This is a genomic window from Paraburkholderia acidicola (genome assembly GCF_002362315.1).
Classification (GTDB): domain Bacteria; phylum Pseudomonadota; class Gammaproteobacteria; order Burkholderiales; family Burkholderiaceae; genus Paraburkholderia; species Paraburkholderia acidicola.
In genome coordinates this window covers 2,590,562-2,603,691 of record NZ_MTZV01000006.1, presented here as the reverse complement: position 1 = coordinate 2,603,691, position 13,130 = coordinate 2,590,562, and the positions used below count along the sequence as shown (strand labels likewise).

14 protein-coding genes are annotated in these 13,130 nt (G+C 62.0%); 5 read left to right on the top strand and 9 right to left on the bottom strand.

Annotation, left to right across the window (positions count from 1 at the left end):
- Positions 1-62: 62 nt before the first annotated feature.
- From BWP39_RS30100 to BWP39_RS30085, 4 genes are all read right to left on the bottom strand, one after another.
- Positions 63-647 carry an amino acid synthesis family protein gene (locus BWP39_RS30100; protein ID WP_096725825.1) on the bottom strand — a complete coding sequence of 195 codons (585 nt, stop codon included), beginning with the start codon at positions 645-647 and terminating at the stop codon, positions 63-65.
- A 65-nt stretch (positions 648-712) separates the two neighbouring features.
- On the bottom strand, positions 713-1,303 hold the full coding sequence (locus BWP39_RS30095; RefSeq protein WP_091015142.1) for an amino acid synthesis family protein: 591 nt from the start codon (positions 1,301-1,303) through the stop codon (positions 713-715).
- Entirely contained in the window at positions 1,279-2,331 is a 1,053-nt protein-coding gene (locus tag BWP39_RS30090) for a UPF0280 family protein (protein WP_096725824.1), read from the bottom strand. Before BWP39_RS30090 ends, BWP39_RS30095 begins: the two co-directional genes overlap by 25 nt.
- A gap of 5 nt (positions 2,332-2,336) precedes the next feature.
- Complete coding sequence (locus tag BWP39_RS30085; protein ID WP_096725823.1) at positions 2,337-3,929, bottom strand: 6-hydroxynicotinate reductase; 1,593 nt, start codon at positions 3,927-3,929, stop codon at positions 2,337-2,339.
- A gap of 264 nt (positions 3,930-4,193) precedes the next feature.
- On the opposite strand from BWP39_RS30085, the gene fdxA reads away from it, so the two are divergent.
- From fdxA to BWP39_RS30070, 3 genes are all read left to right on the top strand, one after another.
- Entirely contained in the window at positions 4,194-4,517 is a 324-nt protein-coding gene (gene fdxA / locus BWP39_RS30080) for a ferredoxin FdxA (RefSeq protein WP_096725822.1), read from the top strand.
- Positions 4,518-4,587: 70 nt separating this feature from the next.
- On the top strand, positions 4,588-5,679 hold the full coding sequence (locus BWP39_RS30075; protein ID WP_096725821.1) for an NAD(P)/FAD-dependent oxidoreductase: 1,092 nt from the start codon (positions 4,588-4,590) through the stop codon (positions 5,677-5,679).
- 92 nt (positions 5,680-5,771) lie between these two features.
- The gene (locus BWP39_RS30070) at positions 5,772-6,479 is read left to right on the top strand and encodes a TetR family transcriptional regulator (protein WP_096725820.1); all 708 of its coding nucleotides are present in this window, start codon (positions 5,772-5,774) and stop codon (positions 6,477-6,479) included.
- Positions 6,480-6,515: 36 nt separating this feature from the next.
- Here the strand turns inward: BWP39_RS30070 and pcaC are convergent, their stop codons facing one another.
- The 5 genes from pcaC to BWP39_RS30045 all read right to left on the bottom strand — a co-directional run bounded on the left by pcaC (position 6,516) and on the right by BWP39_RS30045 (position 10,600).
- The gene (gene pcaC / locus BWP39_RS30065) at positions 6,516-6,905 is read right to left on the bottom strand and encodes a 4-carboxymuconolactone decarboxylase (RefSeq protein WP_096726261.1); all 390 of its coding nucleotides are present in this window, start codon (positions 6,903-6,905) and stop codon (positions 6,516-6,518) included.
- Positions 6,905-7,693, bottom strand: a complete 789-nt coding sequence (pcaD, locus tag BWP39_RS30060) for a 3-oxoadipate enol-lactonase (RefSeq protein ID WP_096725819.1) — start codon at positions 7,691-7,693, stop codon at positions 6,905-6,907. The genes pcaC and pcaD overlap by 1 nt, the downstream gene beginning before the upstream one ends.
- A gap of 5 nt (positions 7,694-7,698) precedes the next feature.
- On the bottom strand, positions 7,699-9,078 hold the full coding sequence (locus tag BWP39_RS30055) for a 3-carboxy-cis,cis-muconate cycloisomerase (RefSeq protein WP_096725818.1): 1,380 nt from the start codon (positions 9,076-9,078) through the stop codon (positions 7,699-7,701).
- Positions 9,079-9,222: 144 nt separating this feature from the next.
- Positions 9,223-9,882 (bottom strand): 3-oxoacid CoA-transferase subunit B, encoded by a 660-nt coding sequence (locus BWP39_RS30050; RefSeq protein ID WP_096725817.1) that lies wholly within the window; start codon positions 9,880-9,882, stop codon positions 9,223-9,225.
- Between the two features lie 16 nt (positions 9,883-9,898).
- Positions 9,899-10,600 carry a 3-oxoacid CoA-transferase subunit A gene (locus BWP39_RS30045; protein WP_096725816.1) on the bottom strand — a complete coding sequence of 234 codons (702 nt, stop codon included), beginning with the start codon at positions 10,598-10,600 and terminating at the stop codon, positions 9,899-9,901.
- A 279-nt stretch (positions 10,601-10,879) separates the two neighbouring features.
- Here BWP39_RS30045 and BWP39_RS30040 point away from each other — a divergent pair, with 279 nt between their 5' ends.
- Together BWP39_RS30040 and folE are read left to right on the top strand one after the other, a co-directional pair.
- Positions 10,880-11,803 carry a LysR family transcriptional regulator gene (locus BWP39_RS30040; RefSeq protein WP_096725815.1) on the top strand — a complete coding sequence of 308 codons (924 nt, stop codon included), beginning with the start codon at positions 10,880-10,882 and terminating at the stop codon, positions 11,801-11,803.
- A gap of 117 nt (positions 11,804-11,920) precedes the next feature.
- On the top strand, positions 11,921-12,583 hold the full coding sequence (folE, locus tag BWP39_RS30035) for a GTP cyclohydrolase I FolE (RefSeq protein WP_207557188.1): 663 nt from the start codon (positions 11,921-11,923) through the stop codon (positions 12,581-12,583).
- Positions 12,584-13,130 lie beyond the last annotated feature (547 nt).

Sequence of the window (13,130 nt, the reverse complement as noted above, 5' to 3'; positions counted from 1 at the left end):
AGCGACTTCCTGGAAGGTACAGCGACCGCACGTTCACGGCAGGACACTACCAGCGAAATAAATCAGCGCAAACCGTCTTCGCCCTTGATCTCGCTCGCCTGCAATCCACCGATGCGCGCCAACGGCCGACCACCTGCGGTCACCGCGACCGCAACGACGATCTCGTTGGCACGCGGCGCATCGGCGACGCGCGCTTCGATCGCATCGAAATGGCTGCGCACGTAGGCAGCATCCTTGTGGCCGAGCGGCACGTCGATGGCGGTGCCGAGCGTGCCCATCTTCTTCGCCGACGGCACGAGCGCCGCGCCTTTCTGCACAGCCGCGCGCAACGGCGCACCGAGCTTCGGATGCAGGATCGCCGCAGCGTGTTCGAGTTCACCCGCTTCACCGACGATCGCGGCCTTGCCGTAACTCTGCGCTTCACCCGGTTCGATGCCGAGCGCTTCGACACAACGCTTGCCGAGCAGCCCGCCGAGTTCCTCGCCGGCTTCGATCAGCGCATCGAGCTGCGGCACGTAGCGGCCTGCGTATGGATTGTCGATCACCGCGATCGCTACGGCGCGACGCAATGGTGGATCGATGGTCTGGCCCATTTCGATGCGTGTTTCGTCCACCTGCACGATCAGCTTGCGAAGCTTGATTGCCATAGTGCTCTCCTTCTATCGATTCGTTTTATGACGGGCTGTCCTGCCGATGCGGTGCATACAGCAGGTCAGCGCAGCCCGTCCTTGCCGGCGATCGCTTCTTTCGCCAGACCGCCGACGCGCGCATGCACACGCTGCCCGGTGCTCATCGCGAGGATATAGACGATCTCGTCCGCGGCGGGCGCGCCGGGCACACGCACTTCGATTGCATCGAAGTGACTGCGTACGTAGCTGGCGTTGACGTGGGTCATCGGTACATCGAGTGCAGTTGAGGGTGCACCGACTTTCTTCGCCGAGGGCACGATTGCGTTGGTCGGTACGCCGTTTTTCTCGAGTAGCTCGCGCATCGCGTAGCCGCCGGGAACATGCCACAGCGCGCCGTGTTCGAGTTCGCCCGCCGCGCCGATGATGGCTCCCTTGCCATAGCCTTCGATCGCTGCGTGCGGCACCGCCATCGCCGCGAGCAACTGGCCGGCCAGCGTGACGCCAATCGGTTTCAGCAGTTCCATCGCGTGCTGGATCTCCGGTTCGTAGCGGCCGGCAAACGGGTTCTTCATCACCGCGGCCAGCGTGCCGCGTCTGAGCGGATGCGCGGGCGGCGGACCGAACTCGTGAAAAATGTCTTCGACGTGTGTCAACACGCGGCGTATTTCAAACACGATGCCTCCGGTGAGTGAGGATGGCGGGCCGGACCTGCTGCGTCCGGCGGCGCGGAAATGGATTCGGTGAAGCGTGACGCGACATGACGAACGTCGTGTGCGGGAATGCCTACTGTACGCGCGCGATGTTGCAGGAATAGCGCGGCGCCTTCGATCGTGCCATCGTCGCACAGCTGCTGTGCCGTTTGTGCGCCGCGTGTGAGCGCGAGGTCAATCAACGGTTGAGGCAGCGGTGGGACATCGACGGTTACAGCGAGATCACCGAGATCGCTGTCGTCTTTCAGTGACGATGCAGGACGCCGGACGATGCTCGCATCGTCGAGGTTGACCGCGTTTGCGACGATCGTTGCTGACGCATCGGCAACGGCTGCTGTGCGCGCAAGCACGGTAGCGCTATCTGCGATGCCGAGGCTGAAGCTGCGGCCGCGCCAGCCGCTTGTCGCGATGCCGCGCACGGCCATGGTTGCGTCGAGCGTCAGGCTGCCGTCGAATGCTGCTTGATGATCCGGGCCGTGAAATGCGGCGAGATCGGCGAACACGCCGATCTTGTATTGCTGGCCCGCGGTGAGATGCAACGCGATGTCGCCACCATTGTTCACGAATGCACGCGAGACGCCGGGTCGCTTGAACGCAACGATCAGCTCGTCGGCAACGCTGCCCGCGACTGCCGCCATCGGCGTGATGTAGTTCGCACGATGCGGATGGCACGCGGACCACATGCGGCGTGCAATCGGCCCCTGGCACGGGTTGTCCTCGCCTGTCGATGTTTGCGACACCGGTGTGCGCAAGAGCGGCAGCTCCGCGACGAGTTCGCTGAGTACGCTCGTGAAGCGCTGCCAGCACGCATCGTGTGCAGCTCGCACCGCGGCCTCATCGCCATCTGCTGCATCGGCGCCAACGATCAGATCGATCGGTCCATGCTGCAGATGCCAGCGCCCATCGTCGAGACGTCTGCGCGTCGCACCGCTCGCAGCCGTTTCGGTTGCGGTTGCGATGGGTGCATGCGTGTGGGCTGTCACATTGGACATCGCGCTTACCCGAGCATCGGCGGCATACCGAGCGGCCAGGGGTTGTCGGGGTGACGCGAGAGCGTCCGGCGCGCGAGCGGTGCGCCTTCGAGATGTTCGGGCCCATGCGCAAGCACGCCTGCAAGCGGCCTGATCGCGTCCATATGACCACCGAGTTCGCGATAGGCATCGAGCGTCATCGAGAATTCGATCGGTGCGACGATCGCCGGTGTCGGCACCGTGCCAAACGAACGATCGGGCATGCGTGCCACGTCCACCATGACTGTGATCCCACCGCCAGGCCACACGTAGGCGGGCGCACCGCCGCACGTCACGTTGACGAGACGCTCCTTGATCGCACGCGTGAGACGCACCGGGTTCTCCGTCGCGCCCGCGCGCAGACTACCGCCCGCACCGCCGATAAACAGCACCGTCGCCAGCGACGGCTCGCAGTTCTCGCCGATTCGCTCGACGGTCTGACGCACTGCGTCGGGCATCTGCGCGGGGCGCGGCACCAGGTCGCTGTCGAGTTCATACCACTGCGCGTGCTCGCCGGTCGTCGACACCATCAGCATGCGCATGCCGGGGCGCGCCACCGCCGGATCGAATCCTTCGACGATCGCGAGTGGATCCAGAATGTCAGTACCACCCCAGCCAGTACCGGGGTTTGCCACCTGAAAATAGCGGCCCGGTGTCGATTTGCGGCCGCGAATCTTCAGGCCCGAGCGCGTCATGCCAAGGCAACGCCCTGCCTGGTGCTCCGTCAGCACACCGGTGATGTGATCGTCGACGACGACGACTTCATCGACATGGCCGAACCATTGTTTGGCAAAGATGCCGATCGTCGCCGAACCGCAACCGACCCGCATGCGCCGCTCCTCGACGCCATCGACAATCGGCGCCGCACCCGCGCGAATAACGAGGCTCGCGCCACCGTCGATCGTCAGTTCAACCGCTTCCTTGTTCCCGAGCGCCAGCATCATGTCGCAGGTCACGCGACCTTCCTTCTTGCTGCCACCCGTCAGATGATGCACGCCGCCAAGGCTCAACATCTGCGAGCCGTATTCGGCAGTCGTCACGTGACCGACGATCTCGCCATGGCAACGCACGTTCGATTGCTCCGGCCCGAGGAAGCGGTCGGTGTCGATTTTTACCTTGAAGCTGCAATAGCTGAAGATGCCCTCGGTGACGACCGTCACCATATCGACGCCTTCGTGCTGCGACGACACGATGAACGGCGCGGGCTTGTAGTCGGGGTAAGTGGACGATGCACCGACGCCGGTGACAAATAGCGGAGCGCCGTTGTCGGCACTCGCCTGCACCTGCGCATCCGCGCTAAAACCGATCGCCGCTGGCTCAGTCGCATCGGTCGTGCGCGACACGAAGCACACCGGGTCGACGCGGATCAACCGGCCATCCGCGTTCGCATAGCGATCGCAGGCGCCGGTGCGCCCTTCCGAGATCTGACACAACACGGGGCACGCATTGCATTCGATCTTGTTCACCGCCATCCGCTCGCTGCGCGGCGCGGCTTTTTCGAGCACGGTCGGACCGGGCGTCGTGGCAATAGCGCCATCGACACGATCTGCACCGAAATCGACCTTCGTATGTTCAGTCATGGGTGGGGTTCCATACGACGACATTACATCAGGTCCTGCACGGCGAACGAAAGTACCTTGTTTCATGGCACTTTCTCGCAAAACACACCATCTTCAATTTTGAAAAATGTTGCGATCACTCACCGTTCGTGTAGTATTCGCTACACCAAACTTGCTTGAAATCTACTCGATCAAAATAGACTGCGCAACGTCTTTTCCCCACCCGGTTGCGATGCTGCGCCGCGCCATTTCGCGCGTCTCGCGCCGTGCAGAAGGAGTCTTGCCGTGACTCATGTCGTAACCGAGGCCTGCATTCGCTGCCGCTATACCGATTGCGTCGAGGTGTGCCCCGTGGACTGCTTCCACGCCGGGCCGAACATGCTGGTGATCGACCCCGACGAATGCATCGACTGTGCGGTGTGCATTCCGGAGTGTCCGGTCAATGCAATTTACGCCGAAGACGACCTGCCTGCAGAGCAGCAGGCTTTCGTCGCGCTGAACGCCGAACTGGCAACCGTCTTTCCCGTTATCACCAAAGCCGTGCCGCCGCTGCCCGATGCGGACGCGTGGAAAGACGTGACGGACAAGTTGCCGATGTTAGAGCGCTGAAGCGCACGGCCGTGCGCTTCAGCGTGTTCTCTCGCTGTTGTTCCTTCAACCTTCCTTCCGAGGAGAAACCATGAACGAGGTCGTCGATCAACCGACTCAACCCGTCACCCGCGCCGAACCGCCAACGCCCATCGAAACCGACGCATTGATCGTCGGTGCCGGGCCGGTCGGCCTCTTCCAGGTGTTCGAGCTGGGTCTGCTGGAAATTCGTGCTCATGTAATCGATTCGCTGCCGGTGGTCGGTGGCCAGTGCGTCGAGCTGTATCCGGACAAACCGATCTATGACATTCCCGCCGTGCCCATGTGCACCGGCCAGGAACTCGCCGACAACCTGATGAAGCAGATCGAGCCGTTCGGCGCGACGTTTCATCTCGGACAGGAAGTGCAAACCGTCGAGCGTCTCGACGACCGACGCTTCTTCGTGCGCACGAGCAAAAACACCGAATTCATCACGAAGACGATCTTCATCGCCGCCGGCGTCGGCTCGTTCCAGCCGCGCACGCTGAAAGTGCCAGGCATCGACCGGCATCATGGGCGGCAGCTGTTTTACCGGGTACGCGACCCCGAACTCTTTCGCGACAAAGACATCGTGATCTGCGGCGGCGGCGATTCGGCGCTGGACTGGGCGCTCAATCTGGTCGACGTCGCGCAAAGCGTCGTGCTCGTGCACCGGCGCGACGATTTCCGCGCGGCGCCTGCCTCCGTGGCAAAGATGCGCGCGCTGTGCGACGAGATGTCGATGCAATGCCTGATTGGCCAGGTCAACGGTTTCGAAGACCGCGGCGACGCGCTACATCGGCTGAAGGTAACGGGCGGCGACGGCGTGACGCGTACGCTCGAACTCGATCACCTGCTGGTTTTCTTCGGCCTGTCGCCGCAGCTTGGTCCGATTGCGCAATGGGGCCTTGGCATCGAGCGCAAGCAGGTCGGTGTCAACACTGAGAAGTTCGAAACGAACGTGCCGGGCATCTTCGCCGTCGGCGATATCAACACCTATCCGGGCAAGAAGAAACTGATCCTGTCGGGCTTCCATGAAGCGGCGCTCGCTGCCTTCGGCGCCGCGCCCTACATCTTCCCGGACAAGAAGATCCACATGCAGTACACGACGACCAGCACGAAGCTGCACAAGGTGCTAGGCGTCGAAACGCCAGTGTTCGATTGAAGCGCGCTTGTATATGATGGCATCGCGTCGGTTGCAAATGTGGCCGGCGCTTTGTCCATTAAAGGAATCTGATCCGTGAATAGAGGCCGCCCATGAGTCCTACTGCCGTCCGCAAACCTGGTGCTACCGGCATCCGTGCGAAACAGGCACAGGACACGCGCGCGAAGATTCTGAAAGCAGCAATCCGGGTGTTCGCAAAACAGGGCTATGCGAGCGGTCGTGTAGAGAGTATTTCGAAAGCCGCGAGATCGCACGACCGCATGATCTACTACTACTTCGGCAGCAAGGAACAGCTGTTCATCGAAGTACTGGAAACGATCTACACCCAGTTCAACGAAGCAGAAAGCAAGCTCGATCTTGATCTCGAAGACCCGGTGCACGGGCTTTCGCAGATGGTCGAATTCGTCTGGCAGTATTACCTCGATCACCCGGAATTCGTCACGCTGCTGTCGAGCGAGAATCTGCATCAAGGCAAGCACGCAAAGAAATCGTCGAAGCTGCGGGAAATTTCCGGGTACGCGATTTCAGTCGTGCAACGACTGCTCGATGCGGGCCGCGAGCAAGGGGTGTTCCGCTCGAACATCGCTGCACGCGATGTGTACATCATGATCGCGTCGCTGGGTTACTTCTATAACGCGAATCAGTACACGCTCAGCGCGTTTCTTGGCGAAACGCTGATGGACAAGGCCGCGCTCGCGCACTGGCGCGAGATGATCAAGGAAACGGTGTTGCGTGCGGTGTTGCTTAACGTGCCGGTGGAGTCGTCGTCGCCCGAGGGCGACGACGCCGCGTGCGCGTGAAGAAGCATAAGCTGTTGCGTTGCTCTGCAACCGTTCTTACGCTTGCGCCGCGTCTTCCTCACGAAACAGTTTGTCGGCAAGATGAAACGCCGCATTTCCCGCCGGCACACCGCAATAGATTGCCGCCTGTAGCAACACTTCCTTGATCTCGTCGCGGGTCACACCGTTGTTCTTCGCTGCCCGCAGATGCAGCGCGAGTTCTTCGCTACGGTTCAACGCCACCAGCATCGCGATCGTCAGCAGGCTGCGCGTGTGACGCGGCAAACCATCGCGTGTCCAGATCTCGCCCCACGCATGTCGCGTGATCAGGTTCTGGAATTCTTCCGTGAATTCGGTGCGATTCGCCAGCGACCGGTCGACATGCGCATCGCCCAGTACCGCACGCCGCACTTCCAGTCCCGCTGCATAGCGCTCGTCTTCAGTCATCATGGCTCCGTGAGGAAATCGAGTACAGCCTGCGTAAATGCGTCGGCGCGCTCGATGTTCGAAATGTGCGACGCGTCCAGCTCGAGATAGTGCGCACCGGGAATCGCCGCGGCCAGTTCGCGCCCCTGCTCGGCTTTCGCAGCGAGGTCGTGCGTGCCGCCGATCACGAGTGAACGCGCCTTGATACCTGGCGCTTCGGGGCGCAGATCGGTGGCGTCGATCGCTTCGCAATTCAGCGCGTAGCCTTCCTTGTTGGTGTGCGCGAAGACATCGCGAATCGCCGCCAGTACCAGTGGCTCGCGCGCGATGAATTCGGCGGTAAACCAGCGTGGTAACACGGCCTCGGCAAGCGCAACCATGCCTTCGTCGCGTGCGCGCGCAGCACGTGGCACCCAGACTTCCGGTGAACCGATACGTGCTGCCGTATTCGCCAGCACCACGCGATCGATGCGCTCACCGTGGCGTGCAGCAAGCGCGATGCCGGTCAGTCCGCCCATCGATATGCCCGCAAAATGCGCGCGACCTATCTTCAGCGTATCCATCAGACCGAGCACGTCGCCCGCGAGCTGGTCGATCGTGTACGGCCCCTTCGGTGTTTCCGAATGACCGTGGCCGCGCGTGTCGTAACGCAGCACGCGAAACTGCTTCGACAGTGGCTCGACCTGTGGTGTCCACATCGACAGGTCGCTGCCGAGAGAATTCGACAGCACGATCCACGGCGCGCTGCCGTGACGATCGCCATCAATCCGGTAATGAAGCTCCGTGCCGTTGACTGCGGCGTAAGGCATGCCGGTTACTCCTGAGTAGGTGCGCGACTCTCACGCGCAGCGTGAAGGTTCAGCACCGCGTCGACGTACGCGTGCGCGGAGCCCACGTAATGAGCGGGATCGAGCAGACGCTTCAGTTCGTCCACCGACAGATGCTGGGTAATCTCCGCATCAGCGCATAGCACGTCGAGTAGCGGCTGGCCGGTACTCACTGCAGTCTTCGATGCATGCTCGACCCGTTGATGCGCGTCGAGCCGACCGATCCTGTCGCCGAGCGCGAGCATCACCGCTTCGCCGAGTATCAGCCCATGTGTAACCTGGAGATTCGCGGCGAGCCGTCCAACGTTCACGTCGAGGCCGCCAGTAATCTGTTCGATATTTGCCAGCGCGCCGCCCGCGAGCCGTGCGAGATCCGGCAGTGCATCCCATTCGGCCTGCCAGCCGCCGAGCGCGCGTTCATGCTCCTGCACCATGCCGGCAAGCACCGTCGCAACAAGACCGGGCGCGCGCGTTGCAGCGGTGAGCACCGCTGCGCAGCCGACCGGGTTGCGTTTGTGCGGCATCGTCGATGAACCGCCCTTGCCTGCGGCCGCGGGCTCCGCGAGTTCGCCGATTTCGGTCTGCATCTGCAGCGAGATGTCGCGGGCGATCTTGCCGAGCGTGCCGATCAGCATGCCGAAGCTCGATGCAGCATCGGCGATGCGATCGCGCTGTGTGTGCCACGGCAATGCGGGCTCGGCGAGATCGAGTTCTTTTGCCAGCGAGTGTGTGACGTCGAGCGCCGCATCGCGCAGGCTGGCCAGCGTGCCAGCCGCACCGCCGAACTGCAGTACCAGCGTGCGCTCACGCACAGCATCGAGCCGATCGCGATGTCGCAATAGCGCATCGAGCCATTGCGCGAACTTCAGACCGAGCGTGATCGGCAGCGCCTGTTGAAGCCAGGTACGACCGACCGCAGGCGTCGCGCGATGTGTGCGGGCCAGCGTGGCGAGCGTCGCGCAGGTGGACTGCAACCCGCGATCGAGCAGAGCAAACGTACTGCGCAGTTGCAGCACCGTAGCGGTATCGATGATGTCCTGGCTCGTCGCGCCCCAGTGCACGTATTTCGCAGCCTGCGGATCGGCGGCCTTCACGCGGGCCGTAAGCTGTTTGACTAGCGGGATGGCGAGGTTACCGCCGAGCGCGGCATCGTGAACCAGCGCATCGGCGTCGAGCTGATCGGCGTGGCACGCGGCCTCGATCGCCGCGACGGCGGCCTGCGGAATCACACGATGTACCGCCGATGCACGCGCCAGCGCCGCTTCGACATCGAGCATCCGCTGCAGCGTCGCACGTGGCGACCAGATGTCGTTCATCGGCTGGGTGCCGCAGATGAGACCGGTGAGACGGGCGCTATCTTCGAGCATGGTGACTTCGACGGGACGAGAAAGCCTTAAAGGAGCGGCACGCCGCCCGGCGGGATGCACTCAGATTCTGCAGGCTGAACGAAAGGCTGTTCGTACGACCTGTGGCCAGTTGCGGCTTCATTGTCGCCGAACCCCGCGCAGAGGTCACGCGGCGCGCGCAGCCTGCGTACCGTCGATCAGCGCAATACCGGTCAACTTTTGCAGCGCATCGAAACCGAGATCGGAGACGATCTCGCGCACGACGAGGCCGCTCGCGGTCACATCGATCACCGCGAGATCGGTGTAGATACGATCGACGCAACCGACACCCGTCACCGGATAAGAGCACTCGGCGACGATCTTGCTCTCGCCCTGCTTGGTCAGATGCTCCATCATTACGTAAACCTGTTTGGCGCCGATCGCGAGATCCATTGCACCGCCTACCGCGGGGATTGCGTCCGGTGTACCGGTGTGCCAGTTCGCGAGATCGCCGGTGGCCGAGACCTGGAACGCACCGAGCACACAAAAGTCGAGATGGCCGCCGCGCATCATCGCAAACGAATCCGCGTGATGGAAGAATGCGCCGCCGGTCAGCAGCGTGACGTGCTGCTTGCCGGCGTTGATCAGCTCGTCGTCTTCCTCGCCGGGTGCCGGTGCGGGACCCATGCCGAGCAAGCCGTTCTCGCTGTGCAGGAAAATTTCCTTGTTCGTATCGAGGTGGTTCGCCACCAGCGTCGGCACACCGATGCCGAGATTCACGTAGGCGCCTTCAGGAATGTCCTGGGCGACGCGCTGCGCCATTTCATCGCGGGTCAGTTTTTTCATGTTGAATCTCCCGTGCTCAGGCGGCCTGGCCGGTGAACTGCACATCGTGTGCGGCTTGCTTAACTTCGATCACACGCTGCACGAAAATGCCCGGCGTGACGATCACTTCGGGATCGAGCGCGCCGAGCGGCACGACTTCCGACACCTGGGCAATCGCAACCTTCGCCGCACTTGCCATGATCGGCCCGAAGTTGCGGGCGGTCTTGCGATAGACCAGGTTGCCCCAGCGATCGCCGCGATGCGCTTTGATCAGTGCGAAATCGGCGGGCAACGGCGCTTCCAGCACATAGTGCCGACCGTCGATCAGGCGCGTCTCCTTGCCTTCGGCCAGCTTCGTGCCGTAGCCCGTCGGCGTGAAAAACCCGCCGATGCCTGCGCCAGCCGCACGAATACGTTCGGCGAGATTGCCCTGCGGGACCAGTTCGAGTTCGATTTCGCCGGCACGATACAGCGCATCGAATACATACGAGTCGGTCTGACGCGGAAACGAACAGATGATCTTGCGCACGCGCTTTGCCTTCAGCAACGCGGCAAGGCCAACGTCGCCATTGCCCGCGTTGTTATTGACGATGGTCAGGTTGCGCGCGCCCTGCGCGATCAGCGCGTCGATCAGCTCCGACGGCATGCCCGCCGTCCCGAAGCCACCGATCATCACGGTCGCGCCATCGTGAACGTCGGCCACCGCCGCCTGAAGGGAATCGAAAATCTTGTTGATCATGTCGAATGTCCTCGAGAGACGCATCGCCCGGCTGGTGCTGGTGAGACGGGCAGTTTGCGCGTCTTGCTGCTGACCTTCGCGGTCAGCGAAATGTTCGCTAAAAGAACGTACTTTCGTTTAACGAACATCTGGAGGTATTATCGATGGCGCTTCGTGCGCTTGTCAAGGCAGGCTTTCTGGGGCAAGGTGGCGCTTCCCACTATATGCCAGCGCGATTTATCCGTTGGTGTGTATACGGTTTTCCATACAGGGTTTCTCCATACAGCCCGGCTACCGGCCATGCAAGAGCTCGATCTCAATCTGATTCCTTACCTCGTCGCGATGGAAGACACGCGCAACGTGAGCCGCGCCGCCGAGCACCTGGGCGTGAGCCAGCCGCGCGTGAGCACTGCGCTTGGCCGGTTGCGCGATTACTTTGGCGATCCGCTTTTCGTGCGCACCTCGCGCGGCATGGAGCCGACGCCGCGTGCACTCGCGCTGCTTCCCGCAGCACGCGACGCGCTAATGCGCATCGAAAAAGGCATGCTCGACGCGCAGGATTTCGCGCCGGCCACGAGCACCTATACGTTTTCGATTGCGCTGTCCGATGTCGGCGAGATTGTGTTTCTGCCGCGTCTGCTGCAAACGCTCGCCGAGCGCGCGCCGCACGCGAACCTGCGCTCCGTGTCGCTGCCGCCTGCGCACGTGGAACGCGGGCTCGAATCCGGCGACGTCGATCTGGCAATCGGCTACTTCCCCGACCTGTCGGGCAATAACTTCTTCCAGCAGCGGCTCTTCTCGCATCGCTTCATCTGCATGATGCGCAGCGGCCATCCACTCGCAAGCGCGCCGCTTACGCTCGCGCAGTTCGTTGCGGCGGGACACGCGGTCGTCCGCGCGGAAGGACGCAGTCAGGAAGTGCTCGAGAAGTTTCTCGAGAAGAAACGCATCCGTCGTCGTGCAGTGCTGGAAACGCCGCACTTCATGAGCCTGCCGTTCATCCTCGCGCGCACCGACCTGATCGCAACCGTACCGCACGCGATCGGCTTCGCGTACGTGACGGAACACGCATCGATCACGCTCGTCGAGCCGCCGCTCCTTCTGCCACGTTTCGATCTACGGCAACACTGGCATCGCAAGTTTCACAACGATCCGCGCACGAGCTGGCTGCGCGGTGTCGTGTCCGAACTGTTCAACGATGCGCTGGACGAATGGCCCAAGTGACGCGTGATGATGTATGACCCTACCGTCGACATCGCGATGCGCGACGTCGTACGAAACATGGAACAATGGCCGCACCGTGTAACCCGCGTGTCTCCGCTGACGCGACAGGAGCGAAGGATGAACAGCAAGACCGGCAAGGTCCGCGCAATCCGCACAACTGCCAAGACGAAATCAGTCGAAGCGCCTGTGCGACCCACCCGTGAAGAAGCCGAAGCAGCCGTTCGTACGCTGCTGCGCTGGGCCGGCGACGATCCGCAGCGCGAAGGGCTGCTCGATACGCCGGCGCGCGTGGTCCGTTCCTATGAAGAATTCTTCGCGGGTTATTCCGTCGATCCGCGCGAGATCCTGGCGCGTACGTTCTCGGAGGTCGACGGATATGACGAGATGATCGTGCTGAAGGACATCCGCTTCGAAAGTTATTGTGAGCATCACATGGTGCCGATTATTGGTCGGGCGCATGTCGCTTATCTGCCTGGGCATCGGGTGGTGGGTATTTCGAAGCTCGCGAGGCTTGTTGATGCGTTTGCCAAGCGGCTGCAGATTCAGGAGAAGATGACGGCGCAGATTGCCGATACGCTTAATGAAGTGCTGCAGCCTAGGGGCGTTGGGGTGATTCTTGAGGCGTCGCATCAGTGTATGTCGACGCGCGGTGTGCATAAGGCCGGTGTCGCTATGGTGACGTCGCGGATGCTTGGGGCGTTTCGGAGTGATCCTTCTACTAGGCGGGAATTCCTCTCTATTGTTAATGCTCCGCCTTCTGTGGGGATTGCTAATACTTGAGGTTTTTTCTGCCTGGATCTGCGGCTGGTTCTTTTGCCTCGGCCGGCGGCTCTTTGTTAGCGCCTCGCAGCGCAGGCGTTGCCCCTGTGCGGGGCGGCACATCCTTTCTTTGCCGCGGCAAAGAAAGGATGCAAAGAAAGCCGCTCGACACGATAGCGGGTCTTTTCCATGTGTGATCTTCGTGGCCCGCACCTAAGTGTCGTCCTCGCACTGATGCGATAGTGGTCCGAAACGAGACCATCTCTCGCGCATTCAGCGGTAGTGACCAGGCTGTCATTCATCCCGCTCGCACTACGTGCTCGCGGTCGGGTGACCACGCAGGAAGGCAATCGCCGAGCACAGACGAAGGTTGACGAACTCGGCATAGAAAGCATTGGTGAAAACCGCGCGCAGACGGACTGATGAGCGACTGTCACCTGCTGCAAAGCTTGAGCCCCGTGTCGGGTCGCCATGATGCGCAATCTTCCGTATGCCGCATATGCAGTCTGCGGTCGACGGTTGCGAACCATACTGCGAAAACTTGAGCGCCGCATCGAGCCGCGATGTT